This is a genomic window from Burkholderia sp. BCC1988, from assembly GCF_905339895.1.
Taxonomy (GTDB): Bacteria; Pseudomonadota; Gammaproteobacteria; order Burkholderiales; family Burkholderiaceae; genus Burkholderia.
On sequence record NZ_CAJPHA010000005.1, the window covers coordinates 85,003 to 110,943 of the forward strand.

Sequence of the window (25,941 nt, forward strand, 5' to 3'; positions counted from 1 at the left end):
ACGCCCGACCATGTCCACCTCACTCGACAAGCTCACCGCCGGCGGCTTCAGCATCGGCATCGAACTGCCGCTCGACAACGACTGGTCGCCGGCCGGCGACGCGACGCGCCAGCACGACGGCCGCCGCCCCGGCGTGCCCGACCTGGAAATTCACGCGGAACTCGCGCAACTGGCCGACACGCTCGGCTTCCGCGCGCTCTGGGTGCGCGACGTGCCGGTGTACGACCCGTCGTTCGGCGACGCCGCGCAGGTGTTCGAGACCTTCTCGTATCTCGGCTACCTCGCCGGCATCACGCGCGACATCCTGCTCGGCACGGCGGCCGTCGTGCTGCCGCTGCGCGAACCGCTGCTGACGCTGAAATCGGCCGCGACGATCCAGGAACTGAGCCGCTCACGCCTGCTGCTCGGCGTCGCGAGCGGCGACCGGCCGGTCGAATATCCGCTGTTCGGCCGCGACTTCGCATCGCGCGGCGCGAATTTCCGCGACCAGATCGCGCTGCTGCGCGACGGCGCGCGCGCTCACCTGCCGCCGGGCCTCGACGTGCTGCCGGCCGCGCGCTCGCCGGTGCCGCTGCTCGTCGCGGGTCTCGCGCAGCAGACGCCCGCCTGGATCGGTGAACACATGGACGGCTGTCTCGCGTATCCGGGCACGCCGGACGATCACCTGAAACGGGTCGCCAACTGGCGCGCGGTGGCCGGCGACAAGCCGTACGTGAGCTTCATCCACCTCGACCTCGCGAACGATCCGCACGAGCCGCTGCAGCGGCACCGCTTCGGCGCGCGCGCCGGGCGCATCGCGCTGACGGAGGAACTCGCGGCGATGCGCGACGCGGGCGTGCAGCACATCGGCCTGCATTTCCGCCGCAACCGCCGTCCGCTCGACGAGACGATGGCCGAGATCGCGTCCGACGTGCTGCCGGCATTCCATGCGAATGCGAACGACGCTGCCGACACGAACGCGCGCACGGCCACGGCCTGACGAAGGCACGCCGGCAGCCGGCTCGACCCACGACCGATATTTGACTTTAAATCAAATATTTTTGACCTCTAAAGGCGTTTATCTCATCAGTATCAAACGCCAGAATGACTTCCATACCGCAATCGGTCCACCTATCCCAGGAGCACAAGATGAGCAACATTCCCGCATTCGGCCTCGGTACGTTCCGCCTGCAAGGCCAGGTTGTGATCGACTCGGTCCGTAACGGCCTCGAAGTCGGCTATCGCGCGATCGACACCGCGCAGATCTACGGCAACGAAGCCGAAGTCGGCGAAGCGATCGCCGCGTCGGGCGTGCGCCGCGAAGACCTGTTCCTCACGACGAAGATCTGGGTCGACAACTACGCACCGGAAAAGCTGGTGGCGAGCCTCGAGGAGAGCCTGCGCAAGCTGCGCACCGACTATGTCGACCTGACGCTGATCCACTGGCCGGCCCCGGACAACGGCGTGTCGCTCGAGGCATTCATGACTGCGCTCGCCGAAGCCAAGGCGAAGGGCCTCACGCGCCAGATCGGCATCTCGAACTTCAACATCGAACTGACGAAGCAAGCGATCGCGGTGGTCGGCAAGGATGCGATCGCGACGAACCAGATCGAACTGAGCCCGTACCTGCAGAACCGCAAGCTGGTCGAGTTCCTGAACGCCGAAGGCATCCACGTGACGTCGTACATGACGCTCGCGTACGGCAAGGTGCTCGGCGACCCGGTGATCGGCGCGATCGCGCAGCGTCACGACGCGACGCCGGCGCAAGTCGCGCTGGCCTGGGCGCTGCAGCTCGGCTACTCGGTGATCCCGTCGTCGACCAAGCGCGAGAACCTCGCGAGCAACCTGCTCGCGCAGACGCTGCGCCTGGCCGACGAAGACATGGCGCAGATCGCCGCGCTCGAGCGCAACGGCCGCGAAGTCGATCCGGCCGGCCTCGCGCCGACGTGGGACTAAGCGCGCCGCACCCTCAATCGACCCGTCCGCGGCCAGCCGGCCGCGGCACCGACAGGAATCCATCATGACCCAGGACCCGCTGTTCCAACCGCTGCAATTCGGCGCGCTGACGCTGCCGAACCGCATCGTGATGCCGCCGATGACGCGCTCGCGCGCCAGCCAGCCCGGCGACGAAGCCAACGTACTGATGGCCGCGTATTACGCGCAGCGCGCGAGTGCGGGCCTGATCGTCAGCGAAGGCACCTACATCGCGCCGCTCGGCAAGGGCTACGCATGGACGCCCGGCATCCATACGCCGTCGCAGGTCGCCGGCTGGCGCAAGGTGACGGACGCCGTCCACGCCGCGCACGGCCGCATCTTCGCGCAGCTGTGGCACGTCGGCCGGCTGAGCCACACGAGCCTGCTCGGCGGCCGGCAACCCGTGTCGTCGTCGCCGCTCCAGGCGAAGGGCGTGAACGTGTTCATCGCCGGTGAAGACGGCAGCACGCCGGGCTTCGTGCAGGCCTCCGAGCCACGCGCGCTGTCCGTCGACGAAATCCGCGAGATCGTCGATCAGTACCGCGCCGCCGCCCACAACGCGATCGAAGCCGGCTTCGACGGCGTCGAGCTGCATGGCGCGAACGGCTATCTCGTGAACCAGTTCATCGACTCGAACGCGAACACGCGCACCGACGCGTACGGCGGCTCGCTCGAAAACCGGCTGCGCTTCCTGCGCGAAGTCACGCAGGCGCTGATCGAAGGCACCGGCGACGCATCGCGCGTCGGCATCCGCCTCGCGCCGCTGACCACGCTGAACGGCTGCGTCGACGACGATCCGGAAACGACCTACCTCGCCGCCGCGAAGCTGCTCGGCGAACTCGGCGTCGGCTACCTGCACATCGCGGAAGCCGACTGGGACGATGCGCCGCTGATGCCGGTCGAATTCAAGCAGCAGTTGCGTGCCGCGTACCCGGGCGTGCTGATCTACGCCGGCGCATATACCGCCGAGCGCGCCCGCGAAGCGATCGCCGCCGGCTGGGCCGACCTCGTCGCCTTCGGCCGCCCGTTCGTCGCGAACCCCGACCTGCCCGAGCGCCTGCGCACCGGCGCCGCGCTCACGCCGCACGACCGCAATACACTGTTCGGCGGCGGCGCACAGGGCCTGACCGACTATCCGACGCTCGCGCAAGCCGCGGCGTAAATGATCCGAAGGAATCCTGCATGAAAGCAACGCTCGCCCGGCTCGCGCTCGCCGCGATCCTGCCGTTCACGGCGGCCCAGGCGGCGCACGCCGCGCCGGCCGCACCCGCGGCCGACTGGTATCCGTCCGTGTACGGCGCGAACGACGAAATCGGCGCGGCCAACCTGCTGACGCCCGACGTCGTCAGGCAGGCGGTCGGCCTCGTGAAGGCCGGCAAGACCTATCCGCTGGCCGTGCCGGTGGACAAGGACCTGCCGGCATTCCGCCACCGCAGCTTCCGGCTGTACAACGTGCAGGTCGGCCAGCAGGCCGGCAAGAGCCTCGGTCCGAACAAGTTCACGTTCAACGACGAACTCGTCAACGCATGGACCGGGGTCGGCACGCAGCTGAACGGCATCGGCCACATCGGCATCGACAACGTGTACTACAACGGCAACAAGGCGGCGGATTTCGTGACCGTCGACGGCGTGAAGAAGCTCGGCGTCGAGAAGGTGCCGCCGATCGTCACGCGCGGCGTCGTGCTCGACATGACCGCTTACTACGGCAAGCCGATCGTGCCGGGCGGCACCGAATTCACGGTCGCCGACATCCAGGCCGTTCTGAAGAAGGAAGGGCTGACGCTGCGCAAGGGCGACGTCGTGCTGTTCAACACCGGCTGGCTCGAACTGATCGGCAAGGACAACAAACAGTTCCTCGACGTCGAGCCGGGCATCGGCATGGCAGCCGCGAAGTGGCTCGCCGACCAGGGCATCGTCGCGTTCGGCGGCGACACGTGGGCGTCCGAGGTCTATCCGAATCCGCACACGCAGGACGAATTCCCGATCAACCAGTACATGCTCGCGAAGCGCGGCATCTACAACCTGGAGCTGATCGACAGCCGCGCGCTGGTGCGCGACAACGCGTGGGAATTCCTGTTCGTGCTCGGCCAGCCGCTGTACGTCGGCTCCACGCAGGTCAACATCAACCCGGTCGCGATCCGCTGATCCCGCGGGCCGTTCGTCGACCGGTTGCCGGCGGCCCGCAACGACGGTTTCCCTTTCCGGCGCTGCCCGCTTCGGTCGGCGCCGCCGTTCTTTTTACAGGTTTTTCAGGAACTGATAATGAGCACGCAAGCATCGAAACTCGCCCTCGTCACCGGCGGCTCGCGCGGTATCGGCCGTGCCACGTCGTACGAACTCGCGCGACAGGGCTTCATCGTCGCGGTCCACTATCGCGCCGATCGCGCGGCGGCGGAACAGACGCTCGCCGGCATCCGCGAACTCGGCGGCCGCGGCGTCGCGATCCAGGCCGACCTCGACGCGCCGGACGGCGTCGCCACACTGTTCGATGCCCTCGATCGCGCGGTCGCCGAACAGAACCTGCCGGCCACGCTCGACGTGCTCGTCAACAACGCCGGCGTCGCCGACGGCGGCACGCTGGACGACACGTCGGTCGCGCTGTTCGACCGTCAGTTCTCGCTGAACGTGAAAGCCGTGTTCTTCACGACGCAGCAGGCCGTGAAGCGCATGCCCCGCGGCGGCCGGATCGTGAACCTGTCGAGCGTGCTGTCGAGCCGGGTGTTCGAAGCCGGCGGCAACTTCAGCGCGATTTCCGCGTACGCCGCGTCGAAGGCCGCCGTCGACACGCTGACGCGCCACTGGGCGGTCGAACTCGGCCCGCGCGGCATCGTCGTCAACGCGGTCGCGCCCGGCCCGGTCGATACCGACATGAACGCGAGCTGGCTGCGCACCGACGACGGCCGCGCGACGATGACGTCGGCCAGCCCGCTCGGCCGCGTCGGCACGCCCGAAGACATCGCGGGCGTGATCGGCTTTCTCGCGAGCCCGGCGTCGCAATGGACGACCGGTCAGGTCATCGACGCGAGCGGCGGCTACCGCCTGTAAGTCACGCAGGTGCCGCCGGGTCGACCGGCGGGCACCGATCGGCCCGCCCGCAGCGCGCACGCTTGCAACGCCTCGCCGCTCAGCCGATCCGCATCGACAGCTCGACATCGCCGCCGAACGGCACCGACAGGTAGCCGTTCTCCGGCGCACGCACGTAGGCGAGGTAGTCGGGGCTGTATTCCGCGTTGTCGGCGACGACGAACGCACCGGGCCGCAGCCGCGGCTCGACCCGCGCGAGGATCTCCGGATACAGCGCCTTCGCGCCGTCGAGCAACACGAGATCGACGGTCTCCGGCAGATCGGCCGCCAGCGTGCGCAGCGCATCGCCCACGCGGATTTCCACCAGATCGGCCAGCCCGGCCGCCGCCAGGTTCGCGCGCGCGCGTTCGACCTTCGACGCTTCGAACTCGCTCGTGATCACCCGGCCGCCGCCGTTGTCGCGCAGCGCGGCCGAGAGGTGCAGCGTCGAGATGCCGAACGACGTGCCGAATTCGACGATCGAGCGCGCACCGCAGCCGCGCGCGAGCATGTACAGCAGCGTGCCCGTCTCGCGCGACACCGCGAGCGGATAGTCCTTCAGGCGTGCATAGAAATCGGCGTAACCGGTCTTGCTGCGCATCAGCCGCGCGTGCTCGTCGTGCGACAGGTCGGCGAAGTCCGGGCTCGACGCGGGCGACGATGCCTCGGCTTCGTCGAACAGGCGCGCGAGCAGCGACGCCAGCGGGTCGTGAATCAGGGTGGTCATGCGGATCTCCGGTGTCAGGTTGAGTGCGTCAGGGCGCCCGACTAGAATATGACGAACTATTCATGTTTTACTATTCGCATTGGCAGACCCGTCATGACCGACCGCCGCAACACCCCGATCGCCTCGCGCAGACTGCCTCGGCAGGCCCGCGCGACCCAGCTCGTCGACGACGTGCTGCAGGCCGCTATTCAGGTTCTGGCGACCGAAGGCGCGCAGCGCTTCACGATGGCGCGCGTCGCCGAGCGCGCCGGCGTGAGCGTCGGCTCGCTGTACCAGTACTTCCCGAACAAGGCGGCCGTGCTGTTCCGGCTCCAGCACGACGAGTGGCGGCAGACGTCCGGGATGCTGTGCGCGATTCTGCAGGACCCGCGGCAGACGCCGCCCGAGCGCCTGCGCACCGCCGTCCACGCGTTCATCCGTTCTGAATGCGACGAGGCGCCCATGCGCATCGCGCTCGACGATGCCGCGCCGCTCTATCGCGACGCCCCCGAGGCGCAGGAAGTGAAGGACGCGTGCAACCGGATCTTCAGCGCGTTCATGCGCGAAGCGCTGCCCGACGTGCCCGACGCCACGCATGCGCTCGCGTGCGAATTGATCATGACGACGCTCACGACGGGCGGCAAGGCATTCTCCGAAACCGCGCGCACGCCTGCGGAAATCGATGCATATGCGACCGCGATGGCCGACATGTTCTGCACGTACCTCGCGCATCTCGCGCGTGTCTGATGCAGTGGCAGGCCAGGACGAGCGCGGGCGCGGCCCGCGCGCGGCACCGGCATCATCCGGATGCGGGTTGCGCACGGCCGCGTTTTCACATCCGGCGCGGCTGTTTCCGCGCGCCCGCGCAGCCTCTCCGAAAGTCCTTCGTAAGACTCGATGCATCACCCGCTCCCGCCCTGCCCGCCGACCCTGCATTCAAATAGTCGCCTTAACGGATTCGAACTAGGCGTATACACGCGTTCCGCGACGACGAAGCCCCGTTGCACGCCGATATAAGCGCTGCGACATGCGCTGCATGCTCTTCCCCCAATGGGACGTGATGGGCCGTTCGCCTAACCTTCGCTACGGCAAAGCACACGTGACGGGATCGACCGCACCACGCGTCGCACGACGCGGCATACGCGCCCCCTTCGACGCGCGTACGACGACACGACTCACGCGTGAAGCGTCCCCACGACGCCGCCGAATATTCCAACCAGATTCGAGACACCCTGACGACGGTCCGCCACGGGCCGTTTCAGCATGCTGATAAAGGAGCAAGCTCATGAGTGATACCCCGGTGCAGCCGACGGTCGGCGTCGGCGCGGAAGAAACGGACTTCGGCACCAAGGGAGTCATCGACCGGTACTTCGGCATTTCGTCGCGCGGCAGCACGCAGCGTCGCGAAATCGTCGCGGGCGTGACCACTTTCCTCGCGATGGTCTACTCCGTGTTCGTCGTGCCCGGCATGTTCGGCAAGGCCGGCTTCGACACGAGCGCGGTATTCGTCGCGGTCTGCCTCACCACCGCGTTCGGTTCGCTGCTGATGGGCCTGTGGGCGAAGCTGCCGATCGCGATCGGCTGCGCGATTTCGCTGACGGCGTTCACCGCGTTCGGGCTCGTGCTCGGCAAGGGCCTGCCGCCGGCCGTCGCGCTCGGCGCCGTGTTCCTGATGGGCCTCGTGTTCACGGGCATCTCGGTCACCGGCGTGCGTTCGTGGATCCTGCGCAACCTGCCCGCGGGCGTCGCGCACGGCACCGGGATCGGCATCGGCCTGTTCCTGCTGCTGATCGCGTCGAACGACGTCGGCCTCGTGATCAAGAATCCGGGCGCCGGCCTGCCGGTCTCGCTCGGCCAGATCACCGCGTTCCCGGTCATCATGTCGGTCGTCGGCCTCGCCGCGATCTTCGGGCTCGAGAAGCGTCGCGTGCCGGGCGGCATCCTGCTCGTCGTGGTCGCGATTTCGCTGATCGGCCTCGCGTTCGATCCGGCCGTGAAGTACCGCGGCATCTTCGCGCTGCCGTCGCTGAGCGCACCGGGCCACGCGTCGCTGATCGGCGCGATGGACATCAAGGGCGCATTATCGATGGCCGTGCTGCCGAGCGTGCTGGCGCTCGTGATGACCGCCGTGTTCGACGCGACCGGCACGATCCGCGCGGTCGCGGGCCAGGCCGGCCAGCTCGACGAGAACGGCCGCATCATCAACGGCGGCCGCGCGCTGACCGCCGATTCGGTCAGCTCGATCTTCTCCGGCTTCCTCGGCGGCGCGCCGGCGGCAGCCTACATCGAGTCGAGCGTCGGCGTGGCCGCCGGTGCGAAGACGGGCCTCGCGGCCGCGGTGGTCGGCGTGCTGTTCCTGGTCGTGATGTTCTTCTCGCCGCTCGCGGGCCTCGTGCCGTCGTACGCCACGGCCCCCGCGCTGATGTACGTCGGCCTGCTGATGCTCGGCAGCGTGAGCAAGCTGCACATGGACGACATGGTCGACGCGATGTCGGGCCTCGTGTGCGCGGTGTTCATCGTGCTGACCGCGAACATCGTGACCGGCATCATGCTCGGCTTCTCGACGCTCGTGATCGGCCGCGTCGCCAGCGGCGAATTCCGCAAGCTCAACGTCGGCACCGTGCTCATCGCGGCCGTGCTCGTCACGTTCTATCTCGGCGGCTGGGCGATCTGACCGCGGATCATGCGCGACGTCGCCTGCCGAAGGGCGGCGCGCATCGGGACGGCATCGTCTCCTCCACCATCGTCGTTGATGGTCTCCAGGCTCGGGAACGTACGTTTCCGGGCCTTTTTTCGTCGGTGCGGCGGGGGTTCCACCGGGCCGTTCGACCGACATGGGAAACCGCGGCGGCGTGCCGCGCATCGCGAATCCGCACGCGGTGCTACGATCGCGTTTTATCCTCCGGAACGCTCATGAATCCGTTCGGCATCGTCTCCGAATCAGACACGCGGACCGCGGCGCGCAAGCCACCGTTCATCCCGTCGTTCGGTTTCGTCGAAGTTCATGAATCGCGGCCGATCGGCGCGCCGCCGTCGCGCATCATCGATGCGGTGGCCGCCCTCGACATGCGTGCCGATCCCGTCATCGACGCGCTGCTTGCCGTGCGCGAAGCGCCGGCGGCCATCGCCCGCGCGCTGGGCCAGCGTCCGGCCGGCGCCGCCCGCGAGCGCTTCGGCTTCGATTCGTTCACGCTGCTGCATCGCGACGACACGTCGCTGTCGCTCGGGCTCGTCGGACGCTTCTGGCGCCCGACGCCCGACGTGCGCACAATCGACGACGCCGCGGCGTTCGTGCGGCACGACGATCCGGATGACGCGAAGCTGGTGTTGCGCTTCGAGGTCGTCGGACTGTCGTCAGGCGCGCGGCTGCTGCGCACCGAAACCTTCGTGCACTGTCCGAGCGCGCGCACGCGCCTGCTGTTCCTGCCGTACTGGCTCGCGATCCGGCTCGGGAGCGGCTGGATCCGCCGCCGCACGCTCGCGGCCGTCGAACTGGCGCTCGCCTGACACGCCGGGACGCCGTCGAACGGAAACGCGATGATGTCGTATCGCGGCATACATCGACGGCATCTCGAACACGCACGCAACATCATCTGCAATCCTGATCGGTTTGCCGCCGGACACGGCGAAACTGTGCCGCGCACCGCCGCGCGATTTTTGTTCCGCCCCGCGCCCGCCGTCGCCTCGCGCTACCCTATCGATCTTCGCGCCGGCGCCCCGGCCCGCCGCCAGATCCGAACCGATCGATGACCCGCATCCGCAATCACCTGAACATCGCGCAGCTCCAGGCCTTCGTCTCCGCCGCGCATCACAAGAGCCTGCGCGCCGCCGCGCGCGAGCTCGGCGTCACCCAGCCCGCGATCACGCACACGATCCGCGAACTCGAAACGGCGCTGAACGCGGAACTGCTCGTGCGCAGCGTGCGCGGCGTCGAGCTGACCGCATGCGGCCACGCGCTGCTGCCGCGCGCCGAGCAGCTGCTCGGCGACATGCGCCGCACCGTCGAGGCCGTCGAGCAGGTGAAAGGGGAAATGTCGGGGCGCGTCGCCGTCGGCACGATGCCGTCGATCGCGCTGACCGCGCTGCCGCACGCGGTCACCGCCTTCCGCCGGTCGATGCCGAACGTGAACCTGCATCTGGAGGAAGTGACGGTGCCCGACGCGCTCGCGCAACTGCGCAACGGCACGCTCGACATCGCTGCGATGCACCATGTGCCCGCGCTCGACCGCGATTTCACGCAGGTCCCGCTGCTGTCGACCGAGTTCACCGTCGTGATGCGCGAAGGCCACCCGCTCGCGCACGCGCGCCGATTAGAGGAATTGCTCGACGCGGAATGGATCGTCACGGTCGGCGCCGAGCAGTTTCCGCACAGCGTGATGGTCGGGATGTTCGAGGCGCGCGGGCTGCCGCTGCCGAAGCGCCTGCTGCGCTCGCCGATGTCGTTCGCGGTGACGCTCGGGCTCGTCGCACGCTCCGACGTGATCGGCTGCTTCACGCGCCCGCTGGCCGCGATGGTGGCGCCACTCGGGATCCGCACGGCCGATCTCGACGAAAGCATGCCGCGCTTCGACCTGTCGATCATCGCGCGCCGCGACCTGCTGCCGACGCCGGCGGTATCGCAATTCGTCACCTGCCTGCAGCGCGCGGTCAACGAAACGCTAGGTTGAATCGTTCCTTCCTCTGAAACGGTCACGCGCCGCACGCGCGGCCGTCGGGTCCGGTATCGGGGCTTGTCCTAGGCGCCCTGCCGGTATTTTGTCTTGATAATCTTGCGCACGTCGCGCGCCCGCATCGGGCAGCGAAACGGACAGTCCGACGCGAAGCCGCGCCGGGCCGAAGGCTTACGGCGCGGCACAACCGCGCACCCATCGAACAAAACGAGGAGTCACCGAGTGAAAAAGATTCTTGCGGCTGTGACCGTGGCCCTGCTCGCCGTATCGGCCGGCACTGCATACGCGAAGGACTGGACGACCGTACGCTTCGGCGTCGACGCAAGCTACCCGCCTTTCGAATCGAAAGGGGCTGACGGCAAGGTGGTCGGCTTCGACGTCGATCTCGGCAACGAAATCTGCCGCCGCATCAACGCGAAGTGCGTGTGGATCGAGAACGACTTCGACGGGATGATCCCCGCACTGAAGGCTCGCAAGTTCGACGGCGTCCTGTCGTCGATGTCGATGACGCCGGCACGCGAGGAACAGATCGCGTTCTCGTCGAAGCTGTTCAACACGCCGACGCGCCTCGTCGCGAAGAAGGGCGCCGGCCTGATGCCGACGGCCGAATCGCTGAAGGGCAAGTCGGTCGGCGTCGAGCAGGGCACGATCCAGGAAACCTACGCGAAGACGTACTGGGCCTCGAAGGGCGTGAACGTCGTGCCTTACCAGAACCAGGACCAGGTCTACGCCGACCTGATCTCGGGCCGTCTGGACGGCGCGCTGCAGGACGCGGTGCAGGCTGAAATCGGCTTCCTGAAGACGCCGCGCGGCGCGAACTTCGATTTCGCCGGCAAGGACATCGACGATCCGAAGACGCTCGGCAACGGCGCCGGCATCGGCCTGCGCAAGGAAGACACCGACCTGAAGGCGAAGATCGACGGCGCGATCGCCGGCATGCGCAAGGACGGCACGTACGACAAGATCGCGAAGAAGTACTTCGATTTCGACGTGTACGGCAAGTAACACCGCGCAACGCGCGCTTCGCGACCGCGCAGACGGGCTCCGCAAGGAGCCCGTTTTTTTTGCTCGCGCGCGGCGAAAGGCCGCGCGACACGCGGGGACGAAGGGCTGCGGCGCCGTTATTTTTTACGCGCCAACCCGATGATTCGTAAAGGAAATCGACATGGCCGGCGCGCGGTTTGATAGGTTCGCGGAAGGCAACGTACAATCGATCTTCCACGCATACCGGATCACTCGCGGCTGCGCCGCCCTCCCCTCATCATGCAAACGCAGACCCATCCGCTGATTTCCCCCGCCATCGGCACCGAACGCCAGATCACGAGCTTCCACTACGGCCCGCGCGGCGGCAAGAAGGTCTACATCCAGTCGTCGCTGCACGCGGACGAACTGCCCGGCATGCTGGTCGCCGCGCTGCTGCGCCGCAAGATCGCCGCGCTCGAGACGGCCGGCAAGCTGCGCGGCGAAGTGGTCATCGTGCCCGTGCCGAACCCGATCGGCCTGTCGCAGCACGTGTTCGGCGATCACCTCGGCCGCTTCGAGCTCGGCTCGATGCAGAACTTCAACCGCAATTTCTACGATCTCGCGGCGCTCGTGCTGCCGCGCATCGAAGGCCGCCTGACGAACGACGCGCAGCGCAACCTCGCCGCCGTACGCGCCGCGATGCGCGAGGCGCTCGACGAACAGAAGCCGCGCACCGAGCTCGAATCGCAGCGCCTCGCGCTGCAGAAGCTGTCGTTCGACGCCGACATCGTGCTCGACCTGCATTGCGACAGCGACGCGGTGATGCACCTGTATACGAACCCCGATCTGTGGGAAGACGTCGAGCCGCTGTCGCGCTACCTGGACGCGCAGGCGTCGCTGCTCGCGCTGAATTCGGTCGGCAACCCGTTCGACGAGATCCACAGTTTCTGCTGGTCGGATCTGCGCAACCGGTTCGGCGATCGCTTCCCGATCCCGAACGGTGCGATTTCCGTCACGGTCGAATTGCGCAGCGAGCGCGACGTGTCGTACGAATTCGCGGAGAAGGACTCACAGGCGATCGTCGAATACCTGACCGAGCGCGGTGTCATCGACGGCACGCCGGCACCGCTGCCGCCGCTCGCGCATCCGGCCACGCCGCTCGCGGGCACCGATCCGCTCGTCGCACCGGTGTCCGGCGTGATCGTGTTCCGCACGCCGGTCGGCGCGTGGATCGAGGCCGGTCAGGACGTCGCCGACATCGTCGATCCGCTGACCGATCGCGTGATCACGCTGAAGAGCAGCGTGTCGGGCGTGCTGTACGCGCGCCAGATCGTGCGCTTCGCGACCGCCGGGATGGAAGTCGCGCGGATTGCCGGCGCGAACCCGATCCGCACCGGGTCGCTGCTGTCGGCCTGAGTCGCCTCCGGGCCGGGCCGCCTGAACGGCCGGCCCGCGCGCCGCATCGCGACGCGCACCAACGAAATCGCCCGCTTGCGCGGGCGATTTGCTTTTCGGCCTGACGGCATGCCCGGCGACCTGGCCGGGGAGTAGCCGGGCGCAGCGTTCAGAACGCCGGCACGATCGCGCCGCCGAACTTCTGGTCGATGAACTTGCGCACGTCGTCCGATTCATAGGCCGCGACGAGCTTCTTCACCCACGGCTTGTCCTTGTCCTGCGCGCGCACCGCGATCAGGTTCGCGTACGGCCCGCGCAGGTCCTCGATCGCGATCGCATCCTTCACCGGCGTGAGCCCGGCCTTCACCGCGTAGTCGGTGTTGATCGATGCGGCGTCGACATCGGGCAGCGCGCGCGGCAACTGCGCGGAGTCGAGTTCGACGATCTTGATCTTCTTCGGGTTCTCGGCGATGTCGAGCGGCGTCGCGTTCACGCCGTTGCTGCCGACGCCCGGCTTCAGCTTGATCACGCCGTACTTCTGCAGCAGCAGCAGCGCGCGGTTGCCGTTGGACGGATCGTTCTGGATCCCGACCTTCGCGCCGGCCGGCAAGTCCTTCAGCGACTTGAGCTTCTTCGAATAGAAGCCCATCGGCGCCGTGTAGGTCAGCCCGACGTTGACGATCTTGTAGCCGCGCTGCTTGATCTGGCTGTCGAGAAACGGCTGGTGCTGGAAGCCGTTCGCATCGAGGTCGCCCGCATCGAGCGCCGCGTTCGGCTGCACGTAGTCGTTGAATTCGATGACCTTGATCGCGAGCCCTTCGCGTGCGGCGACTTTCGTCACCTCGGTCCAGATCTGCGCGTCGGGGCCGCTCATCGTGCCGATCTTCAGCGTCTGGGAATCGGCGTGCGCGCCGGGCGCGGCAAAGGCCAGCGCCGCGGCAAGCGCGCCGAGGCCGGTCAGGATCGAACGTCGCATGGTGTCCTCTTGTCCCGTGTCGTTGTTGAAGCGCGCATCGTGGCACGGGGCCGGACCGGCACCAACCAAGCTTATTTCATGTGCATATTCCTCACTCCGATCGAATCTCAGGCGGAATCGGTATAACTCCCTGCTGTACAACCGGGCAGAATCCAATGTCGCATCGGCACCACAGATTCGTAATATGACAAGGCTGTCACATTCATTACGTGGCCCGCCGATAAAGTTGCGACCGGTCCGTGAAAGCGCCCATAGAGAGCGCCGGAACCGCAACTGGACACGCCATTTATTCGCTCGGAGAATCCTTTGAACAAGAAACTGTTGACCATCGCCATCCTCGCAGCAACGGCTGGCACGGCGCACGCACAAAGCAGCGTGACCCTGTACGGTGTCATCGATGCCGGTATCAGCTACGTGAACCACAGCAAGACCGCGAACGGCGGCAGCGGCAAGCTGTTCAAGTACGACGACGGCGTGGCCCAGGGCAGCCGTTGGGGCCTGCGCGGCACCGAAGACCTCGGTGGCGGCCTGAAGGCGATCTTCGTGCTCGAAAACGGCTTCAACAGCGGCAACGGCACGATCGGCCAGGGCGGCGCGATCTTCGGCCGTCAAGCGTACGTCGGCCTGAGCCAGGCGCAATACGGCACGGTCACGTTCGGCCGTCAGTACTCGTTCTCGACCGACATCCTCGGCTCGAACTACTCGACGGGCGGCAACACGGTCGCGGGTAACTACGCGTACCACGTGAACGACGTCGACCAGCTCACGTCGAGCCGCATCAACAACTCGGTGAAGTTCCAGAGCGCGAACTACGCCGGCTTCACGTTCGGCGCGTTGTACGGCTTCTCGAACTCGACCGACTTCGCAGGCGCACCGTCGACCACGACGGGCACCACGACGACGGCCGGTTCGTCGCGCGCATACAGCTTCGGCCTGAACTACGCGAACGGCCCCTTCGCGCTCGGCGCCGCTTACACGGACATCCGCTTCCCGAGCCAGTCGACGCCGGCATTCTCGACGTCGATCGCGAACATCGCGCTGACGAACATCCGCGACCTGCGCACGTACGGCGTCGGTGGCCGCTACATCTTCGGCCCGGCAACGGCATGGCTGCTCTGGACGCGCACGCAGTTCACCCCGATCGCGGCTGGCGCATCGGGCACGTTCTACAACGCGTATGAAGCAGGCGTGAAGTACGCGATCACGCCGGCCCTGTCGGCAGCCGTCGGCTACACGTACACGAACGCCACGCAAAGCGGCAACTCGGCACACTGGAACCAGGGCAACCTCGGCCTCGACTACGCACTCAGCAAGCGTACGGACGTGTACGCGCTGGTCATCGGCCAGAAGGCGTCGGGCAACAACGTGCAGGCGCAGATCGGCTCGAGCACGAGCTACTTCAGCACGTCGGGCAACGGTGCGACGAACCAGATCGCCGCGCGCGTCGGTATCCGTCACAAGTTCTAAAGCATCCGCTTAACTCGTCCGCTCATCGCGCGGATGACGACGGCACGAAGCGCCCCGCTCCATGCGGGGCGCTTTTTTATGGGCTTTTAAGTTTCGCTTAATTCTGGGCTGAGAGGATGCTCTCACCCCCCCTGTTGGCCGCCTGAGCATCGGCGGCTTCTTTTTTTGAGACCCACTACGGCACCGCCATCAACTGCCCGCAAGACAGGATCGGAGGCCAAGATGATCGAAGATACCGTTTTCAGCCATCTGCACGCGATTCTGACGCGTCAGCATTCGCTACCGGTCCAGAGCTGCCGCGTGTCGGTGGCGATGCAGCGCCCGTGGGGCCGCCCGTACCGGCTCGTCGAATGGACGATGCATCTCGACGCGCCCGCGCGGCGCCAGATCGTGCCGGCCGAATCGACCGACGAAGAGATCGCCGAGGTCGTCGCGTCGCACGTGCCGGGCCGCCTGTACGGCGACGGCCGGCTGCAGTTCTGACTTCCCCTCGTTACGCCTGGTTACGCCTCGCTACCCGTCCCTGCCCGCAGCGCGGCCGGCCCGCACGCATCGTGCGGCACTCGGTCTCGTTTGACGCGGCAACGAAGTCTGCTACGCTGCGCGTTTTCGTCCACGCACCACACGATGGAAAACGCATTCAACGAACGCGGCGTGATGGTCACGCGCAACGGCCTGTCGGCCGCCGGGCAGGTCTTCCCGCTGCGTGACATCCGCAACGTCGACGTCGTCAAGATCCCGAAGAATCGCCTCGTGCCGTCGCTGATCTCGCTGATCGGCGTGGTCGCCGCCATCGCCGGCGGCATCGGCGGATCGAGCGCCGCGCTGGTCGTCGGCGTGATGCTCGCCGTCGTCGGCTATCTCGCCTGGACCACGCAGGACATCACGTACCGGCTGATGGTCGAGATGCCCGACGGCAAGCGCGAAGCGCTGTCGAGCGTCGACCCCGAATTCGTCGAACGCGTCGCGCAGGTCGTGCGCGAGGCACGGACGGCGACGGCCGCCGGCTGATTTCCGCTGCGCGCGCCGACCACCTACTATGAAATGAGCGGCACGCCGCCGCGTCGTTCGAGGAGGTCGGCATGAACCCCCAATCGCTGTCCGGCATGCTGCGCGCGCAGGAACTGCTGCTCGTCACGATGATCCGCGCGCTGCCGCCCGACGCACGCAGCGCGCTCGTCGACCTCTACGCTGAACAGCTCGCGTTCGCCGAACAGGCCGGCTTCGAAGGTCACGGCGATCGCGCGACACACGACGCGTACATCGCGCATGCGCGCAACCTGTTGATTCGCCTCGAATCGCTCGCATAGGGCCTCTGCTCACACGCCTATAACGGGCCCGCGCCGGCCCGCTTCTCCCGAATTTGCCCCTGCGCGGCGCGTCCGGTCCGCGCCGGCGGCGCACGTCCGTAGACCCAGCTTTACGTTCTTGTATTGATAATAATTCTCATTTACACTGAACGAATCCTCAATTTCCTTTCAATTCGCCGTTCGCCGCCTGCCGCGCGCGAACGGGCCAGCCAGGTGAACGCGTCACCCAGCCAGCCTTCGGGCTAGTCATCGTCAATGGGAGACCACCTGTGCATTGCTATCCGCTGGCGCGGCGGCCGATCTGTGCCGCGCTGTTCGGCGCATTCGGCCTGTCCGCCGCCCCGGCTTACGCCGATCCGTCGCTGCAAGGCGCCAACCCGCCACCTGCCGTGCTGACCACCGCCGCCGCATCCACGCGCGGCAATGCGGCGCTGCTCGACCCCGTCACCGTCACGGCCACCCGCACCGCCACCGCCGCGAGCCGCACGGCCGCGTCCGTGTCGGTCATCACCGACGACGATCTCGACGAGCAGCAGGCGACCAACATCAAGGACGCGCTGCGCTACGAGCCGGGCGTCACGGTGCGCCGCACCGCGTATCGCCCCGGCAGCGCCGCGCTCGGCGGCGGCCGCGACGGCGATTCGAGCATCAACATCCGCGGCCTCGAAGGCAATCGCGTGCTGCTGATGGAAGACGGCATCCGCCTGCCGAACGCGTTCTCGTTCGGGCCGCTCGAAGCCGGCCGCGGCGACTACGCGGATCTCGACATGCTCAAGCGCATCGAGATCCTGCGCGGGCCGGCGTCGGCGCTGTACGGCAGCGACGGGCTGACCGGCGCGGTGAACTTCATCACGAAGGATCCGCGCGACCTGCTGTCGATCTACGGCAAACCCACCTACTTCTCGCTCCGGCCGGGTTACGACTCGGCCGACCGCAGCGTCGGCGCGACGGTGTCGGCCGCGGGCGGCAACGACCGCGTGCAGGGGATGATCGTCGCCGACGGCCGGCGCGGCCATGAGGTCGACACGCGCGGCAGCGACAATTCCGCGAGCACGCTGCGCACGACGTCGAACCCGCAGGACGTCTATTCGGAATCGCTGCTCGGCAAGCTCGTGCTGACACCCACCGCACGCGACACGATCAGATTCACCGCGGAAACCGTGCAGCGCCGCGTGAGCACCGACGTGCTGTCGGCGATCAACCCGCCCGGCACGCTCGGGCTCACGACGCACGACCGGCTCGAGCGCAACCGCTTCAGCATCGACTACGACTTCCGCGACGATGCGTTGCGCTGGTTTCAGAACGCACACGTTCAGCTCTACTACCAGGATGCGAAGCAGGATCAATACGCGTTCGAGACGCGCGGCGCGCCGCTGAAATCGCGCTCGCGCGACAACCAGTACAAGGAGCGCACGTTCGGCGGCGCCGCGTTCGCCGAAAGCGGCTTCTCGACGGGCCCGCTCGCGCACAAGCTGCTGTATGGCGTCGACGGCAGCCTGTCGCGCGTGACGAACCTGCGCGACGGCACGGTGCCGGGCGTCGGCGAAGCATTCCCGAACAAGGCGTTTCCCGATACCGACTACACGCTGTTCGGCGCGTTCGTGCAGGACCAGGTCGGCTATGGCCGCCTGCTCGTCACGCCGGGGCTGCGCTTCGACACGTACCGGTTGAGCCCGACGCGCAACGATCCGCTGTTCACCGGCACCGCGGTGTCGACGAGCGCGAACGAAGTGTCGCCGCGCGTCGCGGTGCTCTACGAGATCACGCCCGCGCTGATTCCGTATGCGCAATACGCGCACGGCTTCCGCGCGCCGACGCCCGACCAGGTGAACAGCAGCTTCTCGAACCCGGTGTACGGCTACACGTCGATCGGCAATCCGAACCTGAAGCCCGAAACCAGCGACACGTTCGAAGCCGGCCTGCGCGGCAAGGCCGGCACCGGCTACGGCGTCGTGCGCTACAGCGCGGCGGCGTTCACGGGCCGCTACCGCAACTTCATCGCGCGCACGACGATCGCGGGCAGCGCCCGGCCAACCGACCCGTCCGTGTTCCAGTACGTGAACTTCGCCGACGCGCGCATCCACGGCCTCGAAGGCCGCGCCGAATGGATCATGCCGAACGGCATCACGCTGAAGACCGTGATGGCGTTCACCAGGGGCTCGACACGGAACGACGGCGCGGCGAGCCAGCCGCTGAACACGGTCAATCCGTTCTCGGCGGTGTTCGGCGTGCGCTACGAACCCGGCGAACGCTGGTTCGTGCAGACCGACCTGCTGTTCCAGGCCGCGAAACGCGACAAGGACATCGACAAGTCCGACTGCTCGAACAAGGCGTGCTTCGCGCCGCCGTCGTCGTTCGTCGTCGATCTGCGCGGCGGCTACCGCTTCAACAAGCATGTGAGCGCGACGATCGGCATCCGCAACCTGTTCGACCGCAAATACTGGAACTGGTCGGATGTGCGCGGCATCGCCGCCGATTCGCAGGTGCTCGACGCGTATACGTCGTCCGGACGCACCGTCGCCGTCAGCATGAAAGTGGATTTCTGATGCGCGCGATCGCGCGCTCCTGCCCAACCGTTACTTGAAGGAGTCCGACATGATGCATTCCGCCCTTCCCGGCCAGCCGGCCACGCCGGCCCGCGCGTCCGCTGCGTTGCGCGACGCATTCGTCAAGCTCAAGGCCGAGCGCCAGCTGCGCAACCGCGACGTCGCGCAGGCGCTCGGCGTCAGCGAAGGCGAGGCGCTCGCCGCGTTCGTCGGCGGGCACGTCGTGCGGCTCGACGCGCGCTTTCCGGCGATGTTCGAGGAAATGCCGCGCCTCGGCCGCGTGATGGCGCTCACGCGCAACGACACGGCCGTCCACGAGAAGGACGGCGAATATGCGCAGATGAGCCACGACGGCCCGGTCGGCCTCGCGCTCGGCGACATCGACCTGCGCATCTTCTACCGTCACTGGGCGTCCGCGTTCGCGGTGCGCGACGAGACCGCGCACGGTCCGCTGAAGAGTTTGCAGTTCTTCGACGCGCAGGGTCATGCGATCCACAAGGTCTACCTGCGCGCGCACAGCGATCACGCGGCGTACGACGCGTTCGCCGAACGCTGGCGCGCGACGTCGCAGGAGCCGGGGCTCGACGTCGTGCCCGCCGCACCGAAAACGCCCGAGCGTGCCGATACCGGGATCGACGTCGCGGGCTTTCGCGCCGCATGGGACGCGATGACCGACACGCACCAGTTCTTCGGCATCACGCAGCGCTTCGGCGTGAGCCGCATGCAGGCGCTGCGCCTCGCCGATCCGCGGTACGCGTATCCGGTCGAGGCGACGCGCGCGCTGCGTCACGTGCTCGAACGGGCCGCGAGCAGCGGCCAGCCGATCATGGTGTTCGTCGGCAATGCAGGGATGATCCAGATCCACACGGGCCCCGTCGCGAACGTGCGCGAGGTCGGCGCGTGGATCAACGTGCTCGACCCGGGCTTCAACCTGCACGTGCGCGAGGACCTGATCGCCGCCGCGTGGGTCGTGAAGAAGCCGACGAGCGACGGCATCGTCACGTCGCTCGAACTGTTCGATCGCCAGGGCGACCACGTCGCGCTGCTGTTCGGCGAACGCAAGCCCGGCAAGGTCGAACGCGACGACTGGCGCGCGCTCGTCGCGACACTGCCGTCGGCGGCGCGCGGAGACGCGCGGTGAGCGCGCGATCGTTCCAGCCGCGACGCCGCGTCGTGCTCGCAAGCGCGGTGGCCGGTGCGCTCGCGGGCGCGCTGCCCAGCCGCGCGCACCCGCAAGCCGCGCAGAAGCGCATCGTCGTGATCGGCGGCGCGCTCGCGGAAACCGCATTCGCGCTCGGCGGCGCCGACGCGCGCGGCTACCGGCTCGTCGGCACCGACACGACCTGCACGTACCCGGACGCCGCGAAGCGCCTGCCGAAGGTCGGCTACCAGCGCGCGCTGTCGGCCGAGGGGCTGCTGTCGCTACGGCCCGATCTCGTGCTCGCGTCGGCGGAGGCCGGCCCGCCCGCCGCGATCGCGCAGGTGAGAAGCGCGGGCGTCGCGGTCACGACGTTCGACGAGCGGCACGACGTCGATTCGGTGCGCGCGAAGATCACCGGCGTCGCGCAAGCGCTCAACGTGCGCGACGCGGGCACCGCGCTGCTGCAACGCTTCGATCGCGACTGGCAGGCCGCGCGCGACGCGGTCGCCGTGCGCGTGCCCGGCGGCGCGCAGCCGCCGCGCGTGCTGTTCGTGTTGAACCATACCGGCAACCAGGCACTCGTCGCCGGCCAGCGCACGGCCGCCGACGCGATGCTCCGCTACGCGGGCGCGCACAACGCAATGCAGGGTTTCGATCACTACAAGCCGCTGACGACCGAGGCGCTGGCCGCCGCCGCCCCCGACATCGTGCTGATCTCCGACGAAGGGCTCGCGGCGGTCGGCGGCCGCGCCGCGCTGCTCGCCGCGCCCGGCTTCGGCGCGACGCCGGCCGGCCGCGCGCGGCGCGTCGTGTCGCTCGATGCGCTGTTCCTGCTCGGCTTCGGTCCGCGCCTACCGCTCGCCGTCACGACCCTGCACCGGCGCCTGTCGGATGCGCTCGCCTGATTCCGGAGCGTCCCGATGCCTGTTCATGCTTCGCCTTTCCCCGCGCGGTCGCACGTATCGCATGCCGGTGCCGCGCGCGTCGGCGCGTCGCGCCGCCTCGTACCGTTCGCGCTGGCCGCGCTGGCCGCGCTCGTGTGTGTCATGTCCGTCATCGCGCTGTGCGTGGGCGCGTACCGCATTCCGTTCGCCGAGGCCTGGGCCGCGCTGAGCGGCGACCCGGCCGCCCGGCAGGCAGGCGCGGTGCTGTTCGACATCCGCGCGCCGCGCGTCGTGCTCGCGCTGCTGGTCGGCGGCGGCTTCGGCGCGGCCGGCGCCGCGATGCAGGCACTGTTCCGCAATCCGCTCGCCGACCCGGGGCTCGTCGGCGTGTCGAGCGGCGCGGCGCTCGGCGCAACGACGACGATCGTGCTCGGCCCCGCGCTGTTCGCCGCGCACGCGAGCGCGGCCGTGCTGCCCGTCGCCGCGTTCGCCGGCGCGCTCGCGGTCGCGGCGCTCGTCTACCGGCTCGCCGCGTCGCGCGGCCGGCTCGCGCTGCCGCTGCTGCTGCTCGCCGGCATCGCGATCAACGCGCTGGTCGGCGCGGCGATCGGCCTGCTCACGTTCGTCGCCGACGACGCGCAGTTGCGTTCGCTGACGTTCTGGAGCCTCGGCAGCCTCGGCGGCGCGCAATGGTCCGCGCTGGTGGCCGTCGCGCCGTGCGTCGCGATCGGCTGCGTGCTGCTCGCGCGCGACCGTGACGCGCTCAACGCATTGCAGCTCGGCGAAACCGAGGCGCTGCACCTCGGCGTGCCCGTGCAGCGGCTCAAGCGGCGCGTGCTCGTCGCGGTCGCGCTCGCGGTCGGCGCGCTCGTGTCGTGCGCGGGCATCATCGGTTTCATCGGCCTCGTCGCGCCGCACTGCGTGCGCCTCGCGTGCGGCCCCGACCAGCGCGTCGTGCTGCCCGGCGCCGCATTGCTCGGCGCGCTGCTGACGCTCGCCGCCGATCTCGCCGCGCGCACCGTCGCCGCACCCGCCGAGATTCCGCTCGGCGTGCTCACCGCATTGCTCGGCGCGCCGTTCTTTCTCGCGCTGCTGTGGAAAAGCCGCGGCGCGCTCGGCGGCTGATCCTTCATGCACCCATCATGCTGACTGCCCATCATCTCGACGTCGCCCGCCGGCACCGCGCCGTTCTGCACGACCTGTCGCTGTCGATCGAACCCGGCCGCGTGACCGCGCTGCTCGGTCGCAACGGCGCGGGCAAGAGCACGCTGCTGAAGACCCTGGCGGGCGAACTGACCGGCAGCGTCGTGCCGAACGGCGTGCGCGTGACCGGCGACATCACGCTGAACGGCGAGCCGCTCGCGCACATCGACGCACCGCGGCTCGCGTGCCTGCGCGCCGTGCTGCCGCAGGCCGCGCAACCGGCGTTTCCGTTCAGCGTCGACGAAATCGTGCTGCTCGGCCGCTATCCGCATGCGCGGCGCGGCGGCGCGCGGCACGTGATCGCGCATCGCGATCGCGACATCGCATGGCAGGCGCTCGAACGCGCGGGCGCCGACGCGCTCGTCGGCCGCGACGTGACGACGCTGTCGGGCGGCGAGCTCGCACGCGTGCAGTTCGCGCGTGTGCTCGCGCAGTTGTGGCCGGACGACGACGCGGAGCCGGGCCCACGCTACCTGCTGCTCGACGAGCCGACCGCCGCGCTCGATCTCGCGCACCAGCACCGGCTGCTCGATACCGTGCGCACGGTCGCGCGCGAGTGGCGGCTCGGCGTGCTCGCGATCGTCCACGATCCGAACCTCGCCGCGCGGCACGCGGATACGATCGCGATGCTCGCGGACGGCGCGATCGTCGCGCATGGTGCGCCGCGCGACGTGATGACGCCCGACCATATCGCGCAGTGCTACGGATTCGCCGTGAGGATGGTGGAAGCGGGCGACGGGGCGCCGCCGCTCATGGTGCCGGCGTAGAACATTTCGTCCGGCCATATCGCGCAGTGCTACGGGTTCGCCGTGAGGATGGTGGAAACGGGTGACGGGGCGCCGCCGCTCATGGTGCCGACGTAGAACACGCGTATCGTCGCGTCCGCGCGGCACCCTCGCTCAACGCTCAACGCTCGACGTCCGCGACACCGAACGTGCGCATCTTCCACCCGAGCCGTACGGCCAGCATCCGCATCGTGAAGCCCGCCGCCAGCGCAACCGCCGTCGCGAACCCCGCGTCGATGCCGAGATGCTGGATCCCGACGTACAGCGTGCCCGTGAAGAACGCGACGCTCGCATACAGTTCCTCGCGCAGGATCAGCGGCATCTCGTTGCACAGCAGGTCGCGCAGCATCCCGCCGCACACGCCGGTGATCGCACCGGCCAGCACGACGATGATCGGCGCGGTGCCCGTCGACGCGCCGATGTCGCAGCCGATGATCGTGAACGCCGCGAGGCCGATCGCGTCGACGGTGACGAACAGCGTCTTCATGCGCGCGACGTGCCGCGCGGCCCACGACGCGACGGTCGCCGCGGCGAGCGTGATCACGAGGTACTCGGGGTGCGCGATCCAGCCGAGCGGATAATGGCCGAGCAGCACGTCGCGCACGGTGCCGCCGCCAAGCGCCGTGACCGCGCCGACGAGCGCGAGCCCGAAGCGGTCCATCCCGCGCCGCATGCCCATCAGCGCGCCCGACATCGCCTCCGCGACGATCGCGATCAGATAAAGCGTATGCATCGCGCGCCTCAGTCTTCGGTACGGAACAGGTCGAGCACGCGTTCGCGCTCGGCCGCGTCGACGGCGGCCGGCATCGGCTCGCCGGGCATGCCGCGCCCGTCCGGCGCATCGGACGCCGGCGCACCGCCACAGGCAAAACGGCTGCGGATGAACGGCGGCATGTCGGCGGTGCAGGTGCCGCGCGTGTATTCGGCGTACACGAAATCGCCGTCGACGAGCGCGACGTCCTGCGGCGGCGTCGCATCGACCGGCGTACGTCCGTCGACGGCCGTCTTCATGTAGTCGAGCCAGACCGGCAGCGCGAGCGTCGCGCCGGTCGCGCGCCCCATCGTGCGCGGCGTGTCGTAGCCGAGCCACGCGACCGCGACGATGCCCGACGAATAGCCGGCGAACCACGCGTCCTTCGAGCCGTTCGACGTGCCCGTCTTGCCGGCCGCGTCGTCGCGACGCAGCGCGAGCGCGCCGCGCGCGGTGCCGGCCCGCACGACGTCGCGCAGCATGCTGTCCATCACGAACGCATTGCGCGCCGACACGACGCGCGTACCTTCAGGCGTCGTCGCCTCGTACATCGCACCGCCATGACGCTGCTTCACCGACAGGATCAGCCGCGGCACCATCCGTATCCCGCCGTTCGCGAACACGCCGTACGCGCTCGCGAGTTCGAGCGGCGTCACGGCGCCCGCGCCGAGCGCGAGCGGCAGCGACGCCGGATTGCGCTGCGCGTCGAAACCGAAGCCCACCGCGTGCTGCTGCACGTAGCGCGCGTCGGCCGCCTGCATCAGGTTGACCGCGACGAGGTTCTTCGAGCGCACGAGCCCGCGCCGCACCGGGATGAAGCCCTCGTAGCGGTTGCCGAAATTGCGCGGACGCCACGGCCGCGCGCCGGTTTCCGCATGCGTGAGCGTGCGCTGCGTATCGTCGACCAGCACGCCCGGGAAGTAGCCCTTCTCCAGCGCCGCCGAATAGACGAACGGCTTGAAACTCGACCCCGGCTGGCGATACGCCTGCAATGCATGGTCGAACACGTTGTGTCCGAAATCCGCGCCGCCGACGAGCGCGAGCATGTCGCCCGTCGCCGCATCCAGCGACACGAGCGCGCCTTCGAGCCCGTTGCGCGCATCGCGCTTGCCGGGCTGGCGGCGCAGCGTGCGCCCGAGCGCGGCCTCGGCCGCGCGCTGGTCGCGCATCGAGATCGTCGTCGTCACGTCGAGGCCGAGCGTATAGGCGTCGTCGTGAAAGCGCTCGACCATCATCCGGCGCGCGCGCTCCGCGACGTACGGCGCCGCGACGATGCCGGGCGGCGGCGTGGTCGCCAGCGCGATCGGCAGGTCGAGCGCCGCGCGATAGGTCGCATCGTCGAGTTCGCCGAGCGCATGCATGCGGCCGAGCACGTAGTTGCGCCGCGCGGTCGCGCGCGCCGGATTGACGACCGGGTTGAACGCGGACGGCGCCTTCGGCAATCCGGCGAGCACGGCCGCCTCGCCCGCGCTCAGCGCGTCGAGCGGCTTGCCGAAATACACGTTCGCGGCAGCCGCGAAACCGTACGCGCGCTCGCCGAGATAGATCTGGTTCATGTACAGCTCGAGCAGCTTGTCCTTGCCGTATTCGCGCTCCAGCTTGATGGCCATCAGGATCTCGGCGAGCTTGCGGCTCAGCACCTTGTCGCGCGTCAGGTAGAAATTGCGCGCGACCTGCATCGTGATCGTGCTGCCGCCCTGCCCCGGTTGCCCGGTCACGACGTTCGCGAAGGTCGCGCGCGCGAGGCCGCCGACGTCGATCGCGCCGTGCTGGTAGAACTTCGCGTCCTCGGCCGCGAGCAGCGCGTGGCGCATCAGCGGCGGAATGCGTTCGAGCGGCACGAACTCACGGCGCTCGACGCCGTACTCGGCCAACAGGTCGCCGTCGCGCGAGAAAATCCGCAGCGGCAGCGCGGGACGGTAGGCGGCCAGATGTTCGACGGACGGCAGTTGCGTCCAGATGCGGTGAATCGTCCATGCGCCGATGCCCGCGCTCGCGAGCGTCAGGCCGAGCAGCGCGCCCGCGAGCATGCGCCATGCTCGCGGGCGGCGTGGCGGTGCGGACGGCGGCGATGGGTTGACGGTGGGGTCGGTCATGTCGGGCTCCTTCTTCAGTGCCGCGACGGCCG

At 68.5% G+C, this 25,941-nt stretch carries 25 protein-coding genes; 21 read left to right on the plus strand and 4 right to left on the minus strand.

The window, feature by feature from the left end:
- The first annotated feature begins 10 nt into the window (after window positions 1-10).
- The 5 genes from U4012_RS08690 to U4012_RS08710 all read left to right on the plus strand — a co-directional run bounded on the left by U4012_RS08690 (window position 11) and on the right by U4012_RS08710 (window position 4,998).
- A complete protein-coding gene (locus U4012_RS08690; RefSeq protein ID WP_321797748.1) occupies window positions 11-979 on the plus strand; it encodes an LLM class oxidoreductase in 969 nt (322 codons plus the stop codon).
- 149 nt (window positions 980-1,128) lie between these two features.
- Window positions 1,129-1,935, plus strand: coding sequence for a 2,5-didehydrogluconate reductase DkgB (gene dkgB, locus U4012_RS08695; RefSeq protein ID WP_321797750.1), 807 nt, complete (start codon window positions 1,129-1,131; stop codon window positions 1,933-1,935).
- A 64-nt stretch (window positions 1,936-1,999) separates the two neighbouring features.
- Window positions 2,000-3,115: an alkene reductase gene (locus U4012_RS08700; protein ID WP_321797752.1), complete on the plus strand. Its 1,116-nt coding sequence runs from the start codon at window positions 2,000-2,002 to the stop codon at window positions 3,113-3,115.
- Window positions 3,116-3,135: 20 nt separating this feature from the next.
- On the plus strand, window positions 3,136-4,098 hold the full coding sequence (locus tag U4012_RS08705) for a cyclase family protein (RefSeq protein WP_321797754.1): 963 nt from the start codon (window positions 3,136-3,138) through the stop codon (window positions 4,096-4,098).
- Window positions 4,099-4,215: 117 nt separating this feature from the next.
- Window positions 4,216-4,998 (plus strand): SDR family oxidoreductase, encoded by a 783-nt coding sequence (locus U4012_RS08710; protein WP_124666376.1) that lies wholly within the window; start codon window positions 4,216-4,218, stop codon window positions 4,996-4,998.
- 79 nt (window positions 4,999-5,077) lie between these two features.
- On the opposite strand, the gene U4012_RS08715 is transcribed toward U4012_RS08710, so the two are convergent.
- Entirely contained in the window at window positions 5,078-5,743 is a 666-nt protein-coding gene (locus U4012_RS08715) for an O-methyltransferase (protein WP_321797758.1), read from the minus strand.
- A 48-nt stretch (window positions 5,744-5,791) separates the two neighbouring features.
- On the opposite strand from U4012_RS08715, the gene U4012_RS08720 reads away from it, so the two are divergent.
- The 7 genes from U4012_RS08720 to U4012_RS08750 all read left to right on the plus strand — a co-directional run bounded on the left by U4012_RS08720 (window position 5,792) and on the right by U4012_RS08750 (window position 12,771).
- Window positions 5,792-6,469, plus strand: a complete 678-nt coding sequence (locus U4012_RS08720; RefSeq protein ID WP_321797760.1) for a TetR family transcriptional regulator — start codon at window positions 5,792-5,794, stop codon at window positions 6,467-6,469.
- Window positions 6,470-7,007: 538 nt separating this feature from the next.
- Window positions 7,008-8,396 (plus strand): NCS2 family permease, encoded by a 1,389-nt coding sequence (locus U4012_RS08725; RefSeq protein WP_124486130.1) that lies wholly within the window; start codon window positions 7,008-7,010, stop codon window positions 8,394-8,396.
- A 239-nt stretch (window positions 8,397-8,635) separates the two neighbouring features.
- The gene (locus tag U4012_RS08730) at window positions 8,636-9,229 is read left to right on the plus strand and encodes a hypothetical protein (RefSeq protein WP_321797763.1); all 594 of its coding nucleotides are present in this window, start codon (window positions 8,636-8,638) and stop codon (window positions 9,227-9,229) included.
- Window positions 9,230-9,259: 30 nt separating this feature from the next.
- Complete coding sequence (locus U4012_RS08735) at window positions 9,260-9,472, plus strand: hypothetical protein (protein WP_321797765.1); 213 nt, start codon at window positions 9,260-9,262, stop codon at window positions 9,470-9,472.
- Window positions 9,469-10,389 carry a LysR substrate-binding domain-containing protein gene (locus U4012_RS08740; RefSeq protein WP_044845852.1) on the plus strand — a complete coding sequence of 307 codons (921 nt, stop codon included), beginning with the start codon at window positions 9,469-9,471 and terminating at the stop codon, window positions 10,387-10,389. The genes U4012_RS08735 and U4012_RS08740 overlap by 4 nt, the downstream gene beginning before the upstream one ends.
- A gap of 225 nt (window positions 10,390-10,614) precedes the next feature.
- Window positions 10,615-11,397: an ABC transporter substrate-binding protein gene (locus U4012_RS08745; RefSeq protein ID WP_044845853.1), complete on the plus strand. Its 783-nt coding sequence runs from the start codon at window positions 10,615-10,617 to the stop codon at window positions 11,395-11,397.
- Between the two features lie 258 nt (window positions 11,398-11,655).
- Entirely contained in the window at window positions 11,656-12,771 is a 1,116-nt protein-coding gene (locus U4012_RS08750; RefSeq protein WP_044849039.1) for a succinylglutamate desuccinylase/aspartoacylase family protein, read from the plus strand.
- 148 nt (window positions 12,772-12,919) lie between these two features.
- Here the strand turns inward: U4012_RS08750 and U4012_RS08755 are convergent, their stop codons facing one another.
- Window positions 12,920-13,726, minus strand: coding sequence for a MetQ/NlpA family ABC transporter substrate-binding protein (locus tag U4012_RS08755; RefSeq protein ID WP_044849040.1), 807 nt, complete (start codon window positions 13,724-13,726; stop codon window positions 12,920-12,922).
- A gap of 306 nt (window positions 13,727-14,032) precedes the next feature.
- Here U4012_RS08755 and U4012_RS08760 point away from each other — a divergent pair, with 306 nt between their 5' ends.
- The 9 genes from U4012_RS08760 to U4012_RS08800 all read left to right on the plus strand — a co-directional run bounded on the left by U4012_RS08760 (window position 14,033) and on the right by U4012_RS08800 (window position 23,044).
- Complete coding sequence (locus tag U4012_RS08760; RefSeq protein WP_044849041.1) at window positions 14,033-15,193, plus strand: porin; 1,161 nt, start codon at window positions 14,033-14,035, stop codon at window positions 15,191-15,193.
- Between the two features lie 222 nt (window positions 15,194-15,415).
- Window positions 15,416-15,676 carry a DUF2866 domain-containing protein gene (locus U4012_RS08765; protein ID WP_321797772.1) on the plus strand — a complete coding sequence of 87 codons (261 nt, stop codon included), beginning with the start codon at window positions 15,416-15,418 and terminating at the stop codon, window positions 15,674-15,676.
- A 144-nt stretch (window positions 15,677-15,820) separates the two neighbouring features.
- Window positions 15,821-16,204, plus strand: a complete 384-nt coding sequence (locus U4012_RS08770; RefSeq protein ID WP_321797774.1) for a DUF6232 family protein — start codon at window positions 15,821-15,823, stop codon at window positions 16,202-16,204.
- Window positions 16,205-16,275: 71 nt separating this feature from the next.
- Window positions 16,276-16,503, plus strand: coding sequence for a hypothetical protein (locus U4012_RS08775; protein WP_044849044.1), 228 nt, complete (start codon window positions 16,276-16,278; stop codon window positions 16,501-16,503).
- A gap of 269 nt (window positions 16,504-16,772) precedes the next feature.
- The gene (locus tag U4012_RS08780; protein WP_321797777.1) at window positions 16,773-19,049 is read left to right on the plus strand and encodes a TonB-dependent hemoglobin/transferrin/lactoferrin family receptor; all 2,277 of its coding nucleotides are present in this window, start codon (window positions 16,773-16,775) and stop codon (window positions 19,047-19,049) included.
- A 49-nt stretch (window positions 19,050-19,098) separates the two neighbouring features.
- Window positions 19,099-20,190 (plus strand): hemin-degrading factor, encoded by a 1,092-nt coding sequence (locus U4012_RS08785; RefSeq protein WP_321797779.1) that lies wholly within the window; start codon window positions 19,099-19,101, stop codon window positions 20,188-20,190.
- Window positions 20,187-21,095, plus strand: a complete 909-nt coding sequence (locus U4012_RS08790; protein WP_415750365.1) for a heme/hemin ABC transporter substrate-binding protein — start codon at window positions 20,187-20,189, stop codon at window positions 21,093-21,095. Before U4012_RS08785 ends, U4012_RS08790 begins: the two co-directional genes overlap by 4 nt.
- Window positions 21,096-21,110: 15 nt before the next feature.
- Window positions 21,111-22,199, plus strand: a complete 1,089-nt coding sequence (locus U4012_RS08795; protein ID WP_321797781.1) for an iron ABC transporter permease — start codon at window positions 21,111-21,113, stop codon at window positions 22,197-22,199.
- A 17-nt stretch (window positions 22,200-22,216) separates the two neighbouring features.
- Window positions 22,217-23,044: a heme ABC transporter ATP-binding protein gene (locus U4012_RS08800; protein ID WP_321797782.1), complete on the plus strand. Its 828-nt coding sequence runs from the start codon at window positions 22,217-22,219 to the stop codon at window positions 23,042-23,044.
- Window positions 23,045-23,183: 139 nt separating this feature from the next.
- On the opposite strand, the gene U4012_RS08805 is transcribed toward U4012_RS08800, so the two are convergent.
- Both U4012_RS08805 and U4012_RS08810 read right to left on the minus strand, forming a co-directional pair.
- Window positions 23,184-23,795, minus strand: a complete 612-nt coding sequence (locus U4012_RS08805; RefSeq protein ID WP_044849048.1) for a trimeric intracellular cation channel family protein — start codon at window positions 23,793-23,795, stop codon at window positions 23,184-23,186.
- Between the two features lie 8 nt (window positions 23,796-23,803).
- The gene (locus U4012_RS08810; protein WP_321797783.1) at window positions 23,804-25,909 is read right to left on the minus strand and encodes a PBP1A family penicillin-binding protein; all 2,106 of its coding nucleotides are present in this window, start codon (window positions 25,907-25,909) and stop codon (window positions 23,804-23,806) included.
- Window positions 25,910-25,941: the final 32 nt, after the last annotated feature.